This window comes from Capnocytophaga periodontitidis (assembly GCF_016126015.1).
GTDB lineage: Bacteria > Bacteroidota > Bacteroidia > Flavobacteriales > Flavobacteriaceae > Capnocytophaga > Capnocytophaga periodontitidis.
In genome coordinates this window covers 23,990-41,498 of the sequence record NZ_JAEFDB010000012.1, presented here as the reverse complement: position 1 = coordinate 41,498, position 17,509 = coordinate 23,990, and the positions used below count along the sequence as shown (strand labels likewise).

Sequence of the window (17,509 nt, the reverse complement as noted above, 5' to 3'; positions counted from 1 at the left end):
ATTTGAAAATGAGTAAAGATTTAAGTGATAAAGAAAAAATGATCTTAGAAAATCTCTATAGATGTAGAGATTTAGAACTCAATAATCTGTGGCAAAAAAGTATATTTTTAGGACCTTTTTTGATATTGTGTTTTACTGGATATGGTTTTCTATTGGATAAATTATTTCAAGGAGAGAGTTTTTCACTCAAAACAAATATACTATGTATAGCACTATCCATTGTTAGTGCTATATTCTCTATGTTGTGGATTTATATGTTTAAAGGTTCAAAAGCTCAATATGAACTTTGCGAGAGAGCTATTGCTAATTATGAACAAAAAGAATTAAATATTCCTTATGGTTATGCAATGGGAACATTAAGATATAATGAAATAGAATTTGATGATAATCTGTTAAGTGCTAAAGCAGGTAAGTTTTCTCCTTAACGTTTTATACTAGAGAGTTTGCAAGAGATTTATAATATTAGTTCTGAGAGAGCTAAACAATTAGAAGAGTTGTCAGAATTAAAACTTTTCTTCTCTCTGATAAATAAAGAGGAAAAATATGTTGAAAAAGGTAAAGAGTTTGTTGAAAAAGGTGAAAATATAGAAAAATATGAAGAATTACTTAATTGTCTTGCTTCCGCACTCGGTATTGAAAAAAAAACGAATGAAAGAATTAAACAAGTACATTAGAAAAAAATATCATAAATAGATCAAGGAACATTTGGCGAAGTAGTAGCAAGCATTTCTTTAGTGTATGGTATAGCTTCATTAAACAGAAAGTCGTTTAAATCATCATCTTCACAATCGAAAGGTTTAATGGTATGGTTTTCTGTGAGTAACAAAATACCGCCGTTATCAGGGTTATTTGTTGTCATTATCTTTTCTTTTAAAAAGTTCTCTAAAACGTGTGGCTTCTTCTTCTATTTTTTTACGGTTTAGAACAATACCTTTTTCTTTAAGATAATTGTCGTAATTAGCTATTTTCTCCCAAAAAGCTTCAGCTTCTTTTCCAAGTAAGGTGGGAGTAGGTTGAATACTTGTTGCCATCTTTTATATAATAATTGGTTAGAATTTTTAGCAAAAATACGAAATAATTGCCAATCAACAAAATCACTTTTCAGTTACCACTTTTCCCAAATCTAAATATACTAAGTATTTTCCTTTTACTTGCCAGCCTATGGCTGTTAGGTTTTGTTGGTAGTGCTGTAGTTGGGTGCGGTATTGGTCGTTGGGTTGTCCGGTTTTGTAATCTATGATATAGACTTCGCGAGTGGTGGGTTTGTAGGCAAGTCGGTCGGGACGGAAATAGTTGCCGTTAGCATCTATAAACTCGCGTTCCATAAAATATTCGTAGTCCTTGCTAAAGAAGGGTGCTAAAGTGCTGTTGCTGAGCAATCGCGCCATTTGGGGGTGCAATAACTCGTATTGTTCGGCAGTGAGTGTGCCCTCTTGTAGTGCATCGTTGAGTACAGTATCGAGGTCGGTGGCGTAAGTGATTTTTGAGAATAACTCGTGAATGAGGTTACCGCGTTCCAAGGCTTCTTGTTGGTGAGTGTCCCATAGCAGGGAAGCTCCCGTCGCAATCTTGTAGTTCGGCTGCTGCCAACCTTTTTGAAAAGGAATAGGTGATTCTTCAGCTGCTGCATTCTCTTTCTTCTCAGGAAATACAGGGTTTCCAAAGGTATATTCCACTACATTCTCATTCCACTGTTTGTTTTTTTCTAAAAACTCTTTGAAGAGCGTGCCATACGTTCCAGCACTGCCTTTGGGGAGTGAGGTGATTACATAAAGGAACGATTCGGGGCGCGTCATTGCTACATATAGCACATTTAGCTGGTCGAGGAGGTTTTGTTCGTGCAATTGTGTCATCAGTTCTTCGGCTTGCGGGTCGTAGTTCACTAAACTTTTATTGCTGTTTACCAGCAGATAGTCAAAACCGTTAAACTGCTCGTGGTTTACGGGAAACCAAAGTTTTTCAGTGTGAGTATCAATGAGTTTGCTATCGGCAAAAGCGTAGATAATCACGGGGGCAGAAAGCCCTTTGCTCTTGTGAACCGTCATCACCGTAATAGCGTTTAATCCTTCGGGTGAGCTGATGCTGAGTTTTTCTTGCTGGTCGTCCCAGAACTCTAAAAAATCGGCTAAGCCTCCTTTGCGCGCATTCTTGAAATCGAATACAATATCCATAAAGTGTGTGAGATAAGCATCGGAAGGACGAGCGAGGTCAAAACAATTCACCGCCAAAGCTACTCCTTCGTATAGAGAATATTGGTTGAACAGCTCTATAGAGAACTGAAAATCGGCAAGGAAAGTATTTATGGGTTCTTCTACATATTTGCTGAGGAATAGATGAGGGTCTTTAATTTCTTTAAAACACAAATAATCAAAGAGTAATTGCAGTTTGATTTCCTTACTATCAGGGTGGTAGAGCAAACGTAGCAAGGTGACGAGAAACTGTACTGAAGCGACGTTTTTCAGCAATAGCGAATCGGGGGAAATCACATTTCTTTGGTGTTCTGAAAGGAAAGAGGCAACAGCAGCTCCTTCGCGGTTAGTGCGCACCAATATAGTAATATCCTTATCGGCAGCCCCTGCACGGTTAGCGTGTTCTATTTTCTCTAAAATGGCTTCACAATAGCTGTGTTCGCGCGGTGAGAGTATAACGGCATTACTGTTGTTATCCTCTTCCGTAAACATATCCTCTTCTTCTGTAGTGATAAAAGAGAGATTGAAATAACCTTTGGGTAAGGATTGTTCTTTTTTGTTTTTGGGATATTCTTGTGCAGCGTTTTTATAAAGGTTTTTGTAAGTCTCACTTTGGAAAAGGTCTGCTGCAAAGTTGAAAAAGAGGTTGTTGAAATCGATAATGGCTTCTAAACTTCGGAAGTTTTTGTCGAGGTCTTTTACTTCTCCTTTGATGAGAAAAGGGTTTACTTCATTGTTATACAGACTCATAAACTGTTCAGCCTTGCCTCCTCGCCAACGATAAATCGATTGTTTGGCATCACCCACAAGCAATACCGACCCGCGTTGTTTGTTTACCTCACTTTGTACTGCATTGAGGATAAGCGGTATAAAGTTCTGCCATTGCAGCACTGAGGTATCTTGAAACTCATCGATGAAATAGTGACGGAATTTCTCGCCAATACGCTCGTAGATAAAAGGTACGGGCTGGTTGCTGAGTTCTGAAGAAATCACCCCGTTGAACTCCCATATAGGCAAGATGTTTTCTTCTTCTTTAATGTTTTCTATTTCTTTTTGTATGCGGTTGAGCAAAGCCAAAGGCACAACATATCTCAGCGCGTTGTTAGCAAAAGCAAGGGTGCCAAAAGCCTCTTTGATAGCCAAAAACAGGTTGGCAATCGTATCTTGCAAACTGTCTATCAGGGCAGTGTCGTACTTCTTAGCTGCCGAATTAGCATAAAGTGGTTCGCCTTGTAATAGATTGTTTTGCCAACCAACGCCCCACGAGGGCTCCTTAGGGTTGTTGGCGGTGAGTTTATCGAAGAAATCGTATAAATAACCTCTGTTAAAAGCACCTCTGTCTAAACTGTTATTGCGCATCAGTTGCATAAAGTCATCGGCGGAAGTTTTAATCGTTTTTAAGGCATTGTTGCGCTGGGTGAGTAGGGTGTTTTTTAGGGCTTTAAAATCAGATATTTCCTTGTCTTTCAGCAATTGTAAAGGCTCGTAATAGTTTTCGTTAGTGAGCATTTCGGCTACGTCAAGCAGTTCTTTAGTAGTATCCCAATTCTTGTCGTCGTCTATTTTTTCGTTGGCAAAATCGATGAGTAGTTGGGTGAGTTCAGTGTCATTTCCTGCTTTACTCATCAAATTATCTACCGCACGCTCCAGTAAAGCCTTGCTGTCCAATTGTACTTCAAAGAAAGGATTGAGGTGCAAATCGTGTGAAAAGCGGCGTATCAGTTGGTGGTTGAAGCCATCAATAGTGCTGATATTAAAAGCCGCATAGTTGTGCAGTATATGCTCCAAAGTTTTAGCTGAACGCATTCTCAGTTCCTCATCGGGGAGCTTCAAATCCTTTGCTAACTCGCTAAACATAGGGTGAGGATTGGTGAGCATTTTGTCCTCACTGAATACGCCTAAAAGCTCAATGATGCGGTTCTTCATTTCAAAGACCGCCTTATTGGTGAAAGTAATAGCGAGCAATTGCCTAAACAAATCGGGGTATTTGCTGCTGAGGATAATTTGCAAGTAAGCCTTTACGAGGCTATAGGTTTTTCCAGAGCCTGCTGAAGCGTTGTAAATGGTATAATTTGCTGGTTCAGTCATTTGTTAATTGTTAAAACTGTGCTGCAGGAGCGGTATCATTATTGAGTTTTTTGTCTATAGAGTTGTTTTTTCCTTTAGAGAAATCGTAGCTAACACCGAAGACTAACATATTGCGGTTGTTCTCTATGTGGGTATAGCTATGTTGGTTTACCAAACCTTCGTAACTGCTCTTCATTTTGTATTCCGAAGGCATTCCTAACCAAAACACGCCACCTTTAAGTGTCCAATTACCTAACTGGTATTCTACAAAAATATCATTGTTATTTTCATAAGTGCTCATCGTATTCCCATCTATGTAATAAATAGGAAAATTGAAACTGTAATCAATCCTCAAATCGTTATAGGTGAAAGTAAGTGATAGGTTGTTGTCGATATAATCATTGCGGGCACGTAGTCCAGCATCAGTAACCAAAGTTTCACGTGTAGGGGCTATATTAGCTGAAAATACAAATAAATCATTTCTTAATGGTTTAAAAGTGCCATCTAATGAAAAACCAAATTCCTCGTGATATTTACTATTTTCATAAGTGCTGAGTATTCCATTGCGCACGGGGTCTTTGATATAAATATCAGTAATTACTCGTTGGGTGTTTTTGTAGAAGGGTTGAAGGTTAAAATCGGTGTACTCATTGTTGAAAGCATAAGAGAGTCCAGTCCAAAATATATGTTGTGATTTTAAGTAAGGATTTCCTGTCTCCAAAATGTTCGGCGCTTGCTGTGCTATATTGCTACTGAGTTCTGCACTACGCGGACTGCGGGGTACATAGTAACTTGTGAGGCGCAAACTCTGGTTATTAGCGAGTTCATAACCCAACACTACTTTTGGGGTAAATACCCATTCGGTAAAAGTATTTTCGGCACTACGGTTATGGGTGTAGGTAAGCCCAGCACTGGCTCTGTACATAAAATTAGCCTTTTTGCCTACAAACTCGGTGTACAAATACTGATTGGTATAGGTAACATTGTAAGCCGAAGTACCTGCTAAGTTAAGCAAATCATTGTCGATAAAAGTACTGCTAATGCGGTAGCCCGAATTGAGTTTGCCTATAGTAAACTGATGAGTATGAGCTACTTCACCTACCCAACCGCGTTGTTTTACTTTCAAATCCATATCATCGTTGTACACATTTTGTGCAGTTGAGGTCTCCCATTCCTTTGAGAGGTTTTCTTTGGTAGTGTTGTAATAACTCCCTACGACGTTCACGCTCAATTCATCACGTTTGCCTAATTTTTTAGAGAAGTATAGGTCTACTTTGGGGCGCAACCAGTGGTCGTGACTTTTACCTGATAATGTGTGATGGCTAACCGTTGTTCCTTGTGTAAATAGATTTACGCCATTGCTATGTGCAGAGCGATTCAAAAGTTCCATTTCGGCTTTAACTTGAAAATTGTAGTTTTGTGGTACTACTGCGCTATAACGCACTGAGGCGTTGTGCGCATTATAGCTAAACCCTGATTTTGACTGTTGGTCGTTTGCATAACGGACACCCGATAGTTCGTAATCGGAGTGTTTTTCATAATGTGTGTCGTTGTAATCGCGAAACTCCAATTTGTATTCCACTCCCAACGTATGTTTGCCTTTGGTGTAGTTACCATAAGCCGAAGCATCTACAAAACCCGTAGTAAGAGCCGAAAGTGCATCCACCCCTACTGAATACCCCTCTTCAGCCGAACGAGTGATGATATCCACCACTGTGTCAGCTCTATTGCTCCAGCGCGCAGGCGGAATATCGTAATAGTCTATGCGTGCTACGTTTTGAGGAGCAATACCGCGTATTTGCAGGTCGGTTGCCTCTACACCGTTTACCAATACCAAGAGCGTACCCCTTTTAAGGGTAGCAATCTCGTTGGTTACAGGATTGAGGTGCAGGTTAGGCAAACTGCGCAAGAGGTCTTTGGCATAACGTGCTTGTTCCACAGCTTTCTTCTCAAAGGTAAAACTCGCTTTATCGGTATACTGTGTTTTGCGCTGTGCTTTTACAATTACCTCATTGAGCACAATTGTATCCAAAGGAGTTTCAGGCACTACTTCTTGCGCTGTAGTGGTCATAAAATAAACTAATAGTAAGGTGTTTAAAAGGAGTTTCATAGTGTTAATCTTTCTAATTCTGTAGGGTCATTTCTATTATCCCAAAAAGAAAGTATTTCAATTCTGTCGGTTATGCGGTAAATAATAGAGAAGTTTTTAAAAACTAATAGACTTCTTATCTTGAAATATGGAGTGCTCAAATAATGCTCTTGTCCAATAAAGGGATTATATATAAGCAAATCCTCACTTTTCTCCACTTCATTCATAATTTTTATAGAATAAGAGTTTGATTTATTATGGTTTGTCCAATAAGACAAAATATCATAATACTGCATTTCTGCTTCTGGTGTCCATTCTAATTTCCACATACTATTTCACGCGCTTTTTTTCTAACTTCAGTATAAGGTTTTAACAATCCGTTATTAGCTTGTTCAATACCTCTTTCTACGGAAGATAATTGAGCTTCAGTGAAATGTGTTTCACTCCTTTCAAAAGAAATTTGTTGTTCCTTGAGCCATTCTTCCACTAAAAGTAGCTCTTCTGTGTTTAAAGGTTGTACTAGTATATTCATAGTTTTTTAGGTATATTGTTAAGGATAATTAGTTATATAGTTCCTTTTATCCTGCAAACTCGTCTAACATATCCAAAGATGGTACAAAGAAAAGTGTTCCTGTTTCGGCAGTGCTGAAATCTAATAGACGGTCGTAATTGCCAGCGGGATTTCCTATAAACATATTAGTAAGCATCTTTTCTACTGTACTAAACGTATTGGCATAGCAGATGAAGTAAGTGCCCATTTGGTGACTTACGGGGTCGTGGAAAGGCATATTGTCTCTCACTACTTTCAAATCATCGCCTACATTGGCAAGTGCTGAGTGTGCATTGGTAGGCTTGGTATCCTCGTCCATTTCTATGTCCATTTCTTTGCTACGCCCTATTACTTTTTCTTGTTCGCTAACGGGGAGCGCACGCCAAGCGTTCATATTGTGTACGTATTTTTGTACGAATAGGTAACTTCCTCCTTGGTAATCGGGGTCTTCATCACCTACTACCGCAAACTGTTCTCGTTCTGCGCCACGAGGGTTTTCGGTACCGTCTACAAAACCAATGATAGCGCGCCCATCCCAATATCTAAACCCTTGTACGTTTACGATACAGTCGGCAATGTGTTGCATTACCTCACTAATGGCAGCTGCCATATCGTAAGCCAAACTTTGGTTGTGTGCGCGGATATGAAAATGCAAGTCGCCTTCGGTGGCTACAGCAGTGTGTTTACTCCCTTTGATAGGCTGAAAATCTTTGAGTTCTTTGGGGAGTGGTTTTGGCAGCCCTAAAGTAAGCCACGCGCTGCGGCTAATGCCTATGGTTACACTGGCACGACCTTCGGGAAAGCGGTCGGCTACTGAGTTGTTGAGGTTGCCTACTAACCCACATACTTTTTCAAAAGTGCTGTTTAGCAGTTTTTTTGTTATATTCTTCTTAAATGCCCATACCAAAAATACAGTATTGTTATTAGGCAAATCAATTACATTTTGATAATTCATTATTTTTATTTGTTAGATGTTAGTAAATTAGCAAATTACCTTACGATTCTAGCTTGCCTATTGATAGACTCTTGGTGAATAGCTTTGAATACCTGAATAACAAACTCTTCACTGAGGTTGCGTTGTTCGCCTTCTAAAATCATTTTGCCGAGGATTTCGTGCCAACGGGTATTTTGCAAAATGGCTACGTTGTTGGCTTTTTTTAAAGTGCCAATCTCATCGGCGATATCCATTCGTTTTTTGAGTAAATCCAATAATTGTTCATCAATAATATCGATACGTGAACGCAAATTTCCCAGCTGACTCACATAATCTTCTTCAGAGGTAGATGTTTTCCGAATACGTAAATCATTCATTATTTCAACAAGGCGTTCGGGGGTGACTTGCTGGGCGGCATCGCTCCACGCGGCATCAGGATTGCAGTGGGTTTCAATCATTAAGCCATCGAAGTTGAGGTCGAGAGCCGTTTGCGATACATCGAAAATCAAATCGCGTTTGCCGGTGATATGTGAAGGGTCGCAGATAATTGGCAAATTAGGGTATTTGTTTTGCAGTTCAATCACCAATTGCCATTCGGGGATATTGCGGTATTTGGTTTTTTCGTAAGTAGAGAAACCGCGGTGTATCACTCCTAATTTCTCAATGCCCGCACGTTGCAGGCGTTCTAAAGCTCCTATCCACAAAGGAAGGTCGGGGTTTACGGGATTTTTTACCAAGATAATCTTATCAGTACCTTTTAGTTCATCGGCTATCTCTTGAATGATAAAAGGGCTCACTGTAGAGCGCGCACCTATCCACAACATATCAATATCGTGTTCTAAGGCGAGCTTCACGTGGTCTTTATTAGCTACTTCGGTGGCGGTTTTTAAACCTGTTTCATCTTTTACACGTTGTAGCCATTGGAGTCCTAAGGCACCTACGCCTTCAAACATACCAGGGCGGGTACGAGGTTTCCAAATTCCGGCACGGAAGAAAGATACATCGGTATTTTTGAGGCTGTGTGCTATTTTTAGCACTTGCTCTTCAGTTTCGGCACTACAAGGTCCCGCAATTACGACGGGGTGGTTGAGGTGTAAATTGTCTAACCACTTTCTGTTTTCTTTTGTTATTTCCATTGTATTATTAGGTGTTAGGGGTCAGGTGTCAGAGTTTGGTTCTTCTCAATCTTAAAGCATTACTAATGACACTTACTGAGCTAAAGCTCATTGCTAAAGCTCCCAGCATAGGGGAGAGCAAAATACCAAAGATAGGGTAGAGCACTCCTGCAGCGACGGGGATACCTACAGCATTATATACCAAAGCAAAAAATAGGTTTTCGCGTATGTTTTTCATTACTGCTTTGCTGAGTTTTTTGGCTTTTACAATGCCATTTAAATCGCCTTTTACTAAGGTGATTTCAGCACTTTCGATAGCGATATCAGTACCTGTACCCATTGCGATGCCTACGTTAGCTTGTGCCAAAGCAGGTGCATCGTTGATACCATCGCCTGCCATTGCCACGATTTTGCCTTCGGTTTGCAAGCGTTTCACCTCTTCTTGCTTGTTTTGAGGTAGCATTCCCGCTTTATAGTTACTGATGCCTATTTCTTTGGCTATCGCAGCGGCAGTAATAGGGTTGTCGCCTGTAAGCATTACAATTTCTACTCCCAAGTCCTGCAACTCTTGTAAGGCTTGAACAGTAGAGGTTTTTACTCTATCGGTGATGGTTACTACCCCAATGATTTCTTTTTCTATGGCGAGAAGTGAAACGGTTTTTCCTGCTGCTTGCGCTGTTTTTACCACAGTTTGTATTTCTTCGGATAAAGGAGCACCGATTTCTTCCATCAATCGTTCATTGCCAAAGAAAAAATTTTTTCCTTCGTAAGAGGCTTTTACCCCTCTGCCCGCCAAGGCTTCAAAGTTAGTAAAGGATAGGGGAGTAGCACCTTGTGCTTGAGTGTATGCATTGGTAGCTTTTGCTAAAGGGTGTTCACTGTGCTGATTGAGACTATAGAGCACTTGTAACAAATCCTTTTCACTTCTGTTGCCAAAGGTAAATACTTCGCTCACACTGGGTTTCCCCTCAGTAAGTGTGCCTGTTTTGTCGATGACTAATGTGTTTACTTTGTTCATCACTTCTAAGGCTTCAGCATTGCGTATCAAGATACCGTTTTGAGCTCCTTTGCCTACGCCTACCATTACCGACATAGGGGTGGCTAAACCGAGTGCACAAGGACAAGCGATAATCAATACTGCTACGGCATTGAGCAGGGCGTATACGTAAGCATTTTCACCTCCAAAAACCGACCATATCACAAAGGTAAGCACTGAAATCCCTATCACAATAGGCACAAAGTAAGAGGCTATCTTGTCGGCTAAATTTTGAATGGGAGGACGGCTACTGCTGGCTTGTTGTACCAACTGTACGATTTGAGAGAGCAGGGTATCGCTACCTACCTTTTCCGCTTTCATCACAAATGATTGAGCACCGTTGAGCGTACCTGCCGACACTTTACTGCCTACTTCTTTTTCAGCAGGAATAGGTTCGCCCGTAATCATACTCTCATCTATGCTCGCACTACCTTCGGTAATTACACCATCAACGGGGATTTTCTCACCAGGTTTCACTCGCAACAAATCGCCTAAGGTTACTTCTTCTATAGAGACTCTTATTTCCTCGCCGTGAACAATTTTAGTAGCCTCATTAGGGGCTAAATTCAACAGTTTTTTGATAGCCCCTTGCGTACGACTGTGGGCATCGGCTTCGAGCACTTGCCCTAAGAGTACCAAAGTGAGAATGACGGTAGCAGCTTCGAAATACAAGTGTACTGAGCCGTGTTCTTTGAATTGTTCAGGGAACATATCAGGAACTAACAGTCCTACTACACTGAAAAGCCAAGCTACACCAGCGCCTATCCCTATAAGGGTAAACATATTGAAGTGCAAGGTGCGGATACTGCGCCAAGCCCTTTCGAAGAATATCCAGCAGAAATAGAAAACTACTGGTAAAGAAAGCGCAAACTGCACCCAGTTCCAAGCACTTACGGGCATTAACTCATACAGCGGATTGTTGTGCCACATTCCGCTCATTGCGATGATAAAGATAGGGAGTGTAAAAGCTACGGCACCCCAAAAGTGACGGCGTAACTTTTTGCGCTTTTGGTCTTCTGCACTTAGCCCTCTAACCTCCGAAGGGGAAAAAGCTACTTCTGTGCTTACTTGTTCTACCAAATCCATACCGCATACGGGGCAATCACCAGGATGGTCGTAGGTTTTATCACCTTCGCAGTGCATAGGGCAATAGAAAACGCCATTGCCTTTAACTTTTTTGGGAGACTCTTGGTGGTGATGATGTTGTTGAGCTCCTCCTACTTGCTCTACTAAATCCATACCACATATAGGACAATCACCAGGGTGATCGTAGGTTTTATCACCTTCGCAGTGCATAGGACAATAGAAAACACCAGAGCCTTCAGAATTTGAAGACTGATGAATGCTATAATGAGTACCCTCTAAGGCTTTTTCAAGAGCTTCAAAAGGGATTTCTCTATCAGTTTCGACAGTAGCTTTTTTAGTAGCAAAATCTACGGTAACAGCTGTTACGCCTGCTACTTCAGAGAGCTTTTTTTGTATGGTATTGGCACAACCTGTGCACCCCATACCTTCTATATTGTATTCCATAAATTGTAAATGTTAAAAAGTTATTTGTTTTACGCTGCAAAGATACAGCAAAACATCTACTTGGATATTACACAATTTTGTATTTAATTTGTAAGATTTTAAACCTCATCTAAAGACTTACGTTTGTTATCTTTTATCTGCTTGAAAAAGCTAGGGGTGAGTCCTGTAACTTTTTTAAACTGATTGCTTAAGTGCGCTACACTTGAATAGTTGAGTTGATAAGCTATTTCACTAAGCGTCAGTTCGTCATATACTAAGAGTTCCTTTACTCTCTCAATCTTTTGAGCAATAAAGAATTTTTCAATTGTTCTGCCTTCTACCTCAGAAAACAAACGCGATAAAGCCCCGTAATCTCGACCTAATTCACTGCTGAGTATTTCAGAAAGGTTAAACGATAGTTTGTTGTCTTGGTTATGTATCAAATTGATAATGATAGATTTTATTTTTTCAATAACAACACTTTTCTTATCGTTCATCACCTCAAATCCTAAGGGTAAGAGAGCTTGTTTGATAGCTTGTATCTCATCAGACGAAAGTTCCTGTGTAAAAGTAATTTCACCCAAATTGATGCTTTGTGGTGTTAAGCCTAATGCTTTTAACTGTTCATCGAGTACTATTATACAACGATGGCAGACCATATTTTTTACAAATAACTTTGTCATATATTTCCTTTAAGGATTAAGATATTATAAAGTGCTTAAAAGTGGTACCCAAAACCTATGTTCATATAGATAGGATACATATCAAAAGTAATTGTTTTAAAGTCCTTTTTAAAGATATTATTTATTCCGTAGGTGAGTTCAGCATTGATATTGAAATGCTTGAACGCTTGCCAAGAGCCTCCTATCAGTGTGCCCCAATGCCAATGGCGTAGATGATTGCTAAAATCATAAGAAGCTACTTGTCCGTTAGAAAAACTAACTTTTTCACCTATTGGGCTACCTTCACGTAAATAACCTTCGGTTACATAGCCAGAGAAATTGCCGTCCATACGGTAAGAAACGAATGTACCTAAGCGCAGTTTCCAACGATTAGCAAGGCGATAGTTCAGTGATATGGGCAGGGTAACAAATGAACTTTTGTAAGTAGTATGTACATCACCCGTCCAATAGCCCGCCACGTGGTTACCTTGTTCTATAATCTCCATTCCGTAGTTCTTTACATTTGCATCGGTTTCCATACCCTTTTCTTCCAATCGTAAGCTAGCTGAGATACCCCATTTAGGAGTAAGCCATTTGGTTACAGTCCCCTCAAATGAGCCATTAAACTTTGGGCTATATCCCTTTATCTTGCGTATTTCTTTAGGGAGTGGTATTGGGCTTGCACCTCCTATATTTACGCCAGCTTTTAGTTCGTATTCCCAACCTTTTTCTTCTGATTGTACAAGTGTTTCAGTACGTTCGTTTTGCGCGTATGAAAAACAGCTCAATAGCATCAAGCATATAATAAGGATATTCTTTTTCATAACTTCATTATTCATAAGACAATTGCATTTCATCTACATAAAGAGTACTACCTACGGCTGCTGTAAAATCAGCGCCTTTTTCACTGGAACTAAGTACTATAGCGAGACTATACTTTCCTTCTTTTAGTTTTTTAGTATCGATAGAGCGACCTTTTATTGTTTTAAAAGGAATAGAGAACTGTACCCAATTATCGGTTTCTCTCTTGTCGGTTAGTTGCGCCATTAACACTATATTATTGTGTGTTTTGATGTTAGTACCATCTAAATGAGGTACTTGAGAAGTTACCTCGTAGAACACTGCATAAATATCACATTTGTCCTTTTGGTTAGGTATTACATTGCCGTTTTTATCGGTAAGTTTTTCACCAGCTTTGTATTTGTAATATCCTGAGAGATGAGTAGGTTTTCTTTTGAAAGGAATCCCGAAATGGGTAGATTTTGCAGGGGTGAACAAATTTATTTCAAAACTTCCTGTGAAGAGATTACCAGCTGCGATAGGAGCACCAAAAGTTTTTCCTAAAACCCCTGTGCTTTGTGTTACGAGTTTCACGCATTTCCCCCTGTATCCACTCTCACTCTGACTTGTAGGGAACTCATCGGGTTTAGCATTACTGTTGGTAAATTTAAAACCTGCATTTCCGCTACTCCAAGCGATTTCTTGTCCGCTTACTGAGGTATCGTAAAAAGTGTAGTAGCCATCAGTAATACGAGCGTTTTCGAAGTGATAGTGAGCGATAATTTCGTCAGTAAGACAACTCACTTTATAAGTTTTCTGCCAATTACCGTCCTCAGACGTTACCACATAAGTTTGAGGGGTAGAAAAATTGCGTGCTGTACCACTGGTAGGACTGATAGTTGCCCCTTGTGTAAGGGTAAAGCGAGGTGCGAGGTTTTTTACGTTATCCAAAGAGTTTACATAGAGTTTTATCTCGGTATTTTGGATCACAGGTTTGCGAATCAATACATTGCCATCTACTTCACAAGTGAGAATATCGGCTTCGGTATTTGGGGCTTCGCTTTTGATACAGCTTTGCAATGTGAGGAGCAAGGCTGTAATGATAAAAAAGTTTTGAAGTTTCATATTTCATTGAGTGTTGAACTAAACAGATCGCAAAAGTATGAAAGAATTAACAAATTAGCAAATTAGTAAATTGTTTACGTTTGTTAAAACGAAACGAATGGAAAAATCGCTATCATTTTTTGTTCATTTTTTGTTAAAAATAATCAATCACTTTATTTACAGCATTTTAAATTTTTACACTTATGCTTCAGTATCAAAAAATAGCCACAAATTTGATAGTGTTTGACCGGTTTTTGATAGTGGTTTGCTTTCTTTTGACCTACCTTTGCCACCGAAAATTAATCGAAAAAAACATACCAATATGATGAGTAGAAAAATAAACAAACGTATTTTACTATCGCTTTTGCTCTGTAACTTTTCGGGTGCTCTTTTTGCCCAAGAGGTAAAAGGAGTGGTAAAAGCAAAAGCCGATAACAGCCCTATGATGGGTGTAACGGTGATGGTGAAAAACAAAACAGTAGGAGCATCTACTGATTTTGACGGGAATTATACCCTTCATCCCGTCGCTGCCACCGATAGTTTGGTCTTTTCATATATTGGCTACAAAACCCAAACTGTAGCTGTGAAAGGACGAAAGAATATAAGTGTGACCTTAGAAGAAGAAGTAACTGCCTTAGAAGGTGTTACCATATCGGTAGGGTATCGCGCTGAACGCAAAACCGACCTTACAGGGGCAGTATCGGTAGTAAAGGTAAACGAAATGATGTCTACCTCCGAAAACAACCCTATGAAAGCCCTACAAGGTCGTGTAGCAGGGATGCAAGTAACCGATAACGGTGGTCCTGCAGGGAAAGCAACCATTCGCATTCGCGGTATCGGTACGCTCAACAACAACGACCCTCTTTATATTATTGACGGAGTACCTACCCAAGGCGGTATGCACGAGCTCAACTCTAACGATATTGAGAGCATACAAGTGTTGCGAGATGCTTCGGCTGCTAGTATCTACGGGTCGCGTGCTGCCAATGGGGTGATTGTTATTACCACTAAAAAAGGTAAGAAAGGTGTGCTAAAAGTGGATTTCGACCATTATACTACCATATCGATGTTTCACTCACGTATGAAAATGCTCAATTCCAACGAGTACGCACAAGTGCTTTGGAAAGCGGCGGTGAATCGAGGCAACAACCCTAACCAAAACCCATTGGGCATTCACTATGATTACACTACCGATGCCAATGGACACGCTACCCTCAACAATTTGTACTACCCACGCGAGTATTTTGATAAAACAGGTAGCCCTATGTTACCTTCTAATACCGATTGGTTCAAAGAAATCACCCGTATGGGGGTAACCGAATCGTACAACCTTTCAGTTACTAATGGTACTGAAAAAGGGAATTACTTCCTCTCTTTGGGCTATTACAACAACGACGGTATGGTAAAGAATACTGATTTCTCTCGTCTTTCAGCTCGTATCAATACTGATTACAAGCTCTTTGGCGATGTGGTAACCATAGGTGAAAATTTCACCGTAAATCGTACCAGTGAGGTAGAACAACCGCACCAAATCACCGAATCGGCAATGATAGCGGTACCTTTTATTCCAGTACGCACTACCGATGGCAAACACTGGGGAGGACCTGTAAACGGATTGCCCGACCGTCAGAACCCTGCACGCCTTGTAGCCGATAATAAGGATAATCGCTACAACTATTGGCGTATGTTTGGAAATGCTTTTGTGAATATCCAGCCTATCAAAGGATTGAATGTGCGTTCTAACTTTGGTATAGACTATGGCAACTTCTACAAACGTGTGCTCAACCGTTCGTATGTTTCAGGATTTATGGAAGAAGGCAAAGAAAAAACTTTCTCTCAACTCGAGCAAGCCCACTGGACAAAATGGAACTGGGCTAATACTGCTACCTACGACTTTGAGCTCGGCAAGAGTCGTTTTGAAACCCTTGCAGGGATGGAGATGTACTCACAGAACGACCTTAATTTTGCTATCAAAGGGAATAACCTCGCGGTAGAAACACCTGAATATATGTGGCCTTCATTGGCAACTGGGGGTGTGAGTGGTAGTGGTTCAACTACGGGCTACAAGTTGCTTTCTTTCTTTGGAAAAATCAACTACGCTTTCGATAATAAATACCTCGCTTCAGTAACCCTCCGCCACGATGGTTCTTCACGTTTTGCCAAAGATAATCGCTGGGGTACTTTCCCTGCGTTCAACTTAGGATGGCGCATCTCTCAAGAGTCCTTTATGGAGAAAATCAACCATACTGTTTCCGACCTCAAATTGCGTTTCGGTTGGGGACAAAACGGTAACCAAGATATCAACAACTACGCTATCTACGACATCTTCGACCCTTACTATGGGGTAACAGGCGACTTTATATGGAATGGTATCTGGAAAACCTCTTATGACCTCGACGGTAAGGGCTCAGGACAATTGGCTTCAGGTTTCCGTCGTACACGTCTTGGTAACAAAAATCTCAAATGGGAAACCACTACCCAAACTAACTTTGGTATCGATTTCGGTTTCTTCGATAATAGCTTGTATGGCTCAGCCGAATACTATATCAAGAAAACTAAAGACATCTTAGTAGAACCTCCTTATGCAGGTATCAAAGGAGAAGGCGCTTACCAATGGGTAAATGGTGCTGCTGTTGAGAATAAAGGTTTAGAAGTATCAGTAGGTTATCGCAATGAAACTAAAGGCGGACTCAAATACGATATCAACGCCAATGTCGCTACTAATAAGAATAAAATCACAGAGCTCCCTACTTCAGTAATCAACTCTTATGGTGGTAATGGTAAATGGGACAATGGTTTAGGTCGCCCTATAGGCTCTAACAACTTCTATGGCTATGTAGCCGATGGCATTTTTAAAACTCAAGAAGAAGTAGATCATCATCCTATACAAAACGGTAAAGGTATCGGTCGTATCCGCTACCGCGATTTGAACAACGATGGCAAAATCGATGAAGACGACCGCACTTGGATAGGCAATCCACAACCCGATTTTATCTATGGTCTTAACCTCAATTTAGAGTATAAAAACTTCGATTTCACTGCTTTCTTCCAAGGCGTACAGAATGTAGATGTGGTGTCTAACGTAAAACGCCACACCGATTTCTGGAGTGTACAAGATACGTATGGTAACAAAGGTCGCCGTTTGCTCGATGCTTTCGACCCCGTTACCAACCCTGATTCTGATATTCCAAGTGTGTCAAGCGTAGACGACAACAACGAAGGACGTATGTCTACTTACTATGTAGAAAATGGTTCATACCTCAAACTTCGCAACGTACAATTGGGCTATACCTTGCCTAAAGAACTATCTGAAAAGATAAAACTCAGCAAGTTGCGCTTGTATGTAAGCGGTCAGAACCTATGGACACTCAAAAGCAAATCGTTCACCGGTAAAGACCCTGAAAATCCTAACTACGGCTATCCTATCCCAATCACCTTTACGATGGGACTCAATGCTAGTTTTTAGCCTACTAA

Annotated in this window: 14 protein-coding genes and 1 pseudogene; 3 read left to right on the top strand and 12 right to left on the bottom strand. The window is 40.4% G+C overall.

Translation table 11 applies throughout. The annotated features are described in order from the left end of the window. Nucleotides 1–8: 8 nt before the first annotated feature. Both I7X29_RS13175 and I7X29_RS13170 read left to right on the top strand, forming a co-directional pair. Nucleotides 9–425, top strand: coding sequence for a RipA family octameric membrane protein (locus I7X29_RS13175; RefSeq protein WP_225883763.1), 417 nt, complete (start codon nucleotides 9–11; stop codon nucleotides 423–425). 18 nt (nucleotides 426–443) lie between these two features. Further along, nucleotides 444–674, top strand: coding sequence for a hypothetical protein (locus I7X29_RS13170; RefSeq protein ID WP_198475294.1), 231 nt, complete (start codon nucleotides 444–446; stop codon nucleotides 672–674). A gap of 38 nt (nucleotides 675–712) precedes the next feature. On the opposite strand, the pseudogene I7X29_RS13165 reads toward I7X29_RS13170, so the two are convergent. The 12 genes and pseudogenes from I7X29_RS13165 to I7X29_RS13110 form a co-directional block, all read right to left on the bottom strand. Beyond that, a pseudogene (locus I7X29_RS13165) lies at nucleotides 713–859 on the bottom strand (GNAT family N-acetyltransferase); the annotation flags it as partial. After that, a complete protein-coding gene (locus I7X29_RS13160) occupies nucleotides 846–1,031 on the bottom strand; it encodes a hypothetical protein (RefSeq protein WP_198475292.1) in 186 nt (61 codons plus the stop codon). The pseudogene I7X29_RS13165 and the gene I7X29_RS13160, both read right to left, overlap by 14 nt. 63 nt (nucleotides 1,032–1,094) lie before the next feature. Further along, on the bottom strand, nucleotides 1,095–4,277 hold the full coding sequence (locus I7X29_RS13155) for a UvrD-helicase domain-containing protein (protein WP_198475290.1): 3,183 nt from the start codon (nucleotides 4,275–4,277) through the stop codon (nucleotides 1,095–1,097). A gap of 10 nt (nucleotides 4,278–4,287) precedes the next feature. Then, nucleotides 4,288–6,366, bottom strand: a complete 2,079-nt coding sequence (locus I7X29_RS13150) for a TonB-dependent receptor domain-containing protein (RefSeq protein WP_198475288.1) — start codon at nucleotides 6,364–6,366, stop codon at nucleotides 4,288–4,290. Next, nucleotides 6,363–6,674, bottom strand: coding sequence for a type II toxin-antitoxin system RelE/ParE family toxin (locus I7X29_RS13145; RefSeq protein WP_198475286.1), 312 nt, complete (start codon nucleotides 6,672–6,674; stop codon nucleotides 6,363–6,365). Before I7X29_RS13145 ends, I7X29_RS13150 begins: the two co-directional genes overlap by 4 nt. After that, nucleotides 6,662–6,877: a hypothetical protein gene (locus I7X29_RS13140; RefSeq protein WP_198475284.1), complete on the bottom strand. Its 216-nt coding sequence runs from the start codon at nucleotides 6,875–6,877 to the stop codon at nucleotides 6,662–6,664. The genes I7X29_RS13145 and I7X29_RS13140 overlap by 13 nt, the downstream gene beginning before the upstream one ends. A gap of 46 nt (nucleotides 6,878–6,923) precedes the next feature. Beyond that, on the bottom strand, nucleotides 6,924–7,850 hold the full coding sequence (locus tag I7X29_RS13135) for a Dyp-type peroxidase (RefSeq protein ID WP_198475282.1): 927 nt from the start codon (nucleotides 7,848–7,850) through the stop codon (nucleotides 6,924–6,926). 35 nt (nucleotides 7,851–7,885) lie between these two features. Beyond that, nucleotides 7,886–8,965, bottom strand: a complete 1,080-nt coding sequence (locus I7X29_RS13130) for a bifunctional 3-deoxy-7-phosphoheptulonate synthase/chorismate mutase type II (protein ID WP_198475280.1) — start codon at nucleotides 8,963–8,965, stop codon at nucleotides 7,886–7,888. A gap of 28 nt (nucleotides 8,966–8,993) precedes the next feature. Next, nucleotides 8,994–11,510, bottom strand: a complete 2,517-nt coding sequence (locus I7X29_RS13125) for a heavy metal translocating P-type ATPase (RefSeq protein ID WP_198475278.1) — start codon at nucleotides 11,508–11,510, stop codon at nucleotides 8,994–8,996. Nucleotides 11,511–11,608: 98 nt separating this feature from the next. Beyond that, nucleotides 11,609–12,172, bottom strand: a complete 564-nt coding sequence (locus I7X29_RS13120) for a helix-turn-helix domain-containing protein (RefSeq protein ID WP_009421255.1) — start codon at nucleotides 12,170–12,172, stop codon at nucleotides 11,609–11,611. Nucleotides 12,173–12,207: 35 nt separating this feature from the next. Then, the gene (locus tag I7X29_RS13115) at nucleotides 12,208–12,990 is read right to left on the bottom strand and encodes a porin family protein (protein WP_198475276.1); all 783 of its coding nucleotides are present in this window, start codon (nucleotides 12,988–12,990) and stop codon (nucleotides 12,208–12,210) included. Continuing rightward, nucleotides 12,983–14,056, bottom strand: a complete 1,074-nt coding sequence (locus I7X29_RS13110) for a PCMD domain-containing protein (protein WP_198475274.1) — start codon at nucleotides 14,054–14,056, stop codon at nucleotides 12,983–12,985. Before I7X29_RS13110 ends, I7X29_RS13115 begins: the two co-directional genes overlap by 8 nt. A 301-nt stretch (nucleotides 14,057–14,357) precedes the next feature. Between I7X29_RS13110 and I7X29_RS13105 the strand changes: the two genes are divergently transcribed. After that, complete coding sequence (locus I7X29_RS13105) at nucleotides 14,358–17,501, top strand: SusC/RagA family TonB-linked outer membrane protein (protein WP_088593898.1); 3,144 nt, start codon at nucleotides 14,358–14,360, stop codon at nucleotides 17,499–17,501. Nucleotides 17,502–17,509 lie beyond the last annotated feature (8 nt).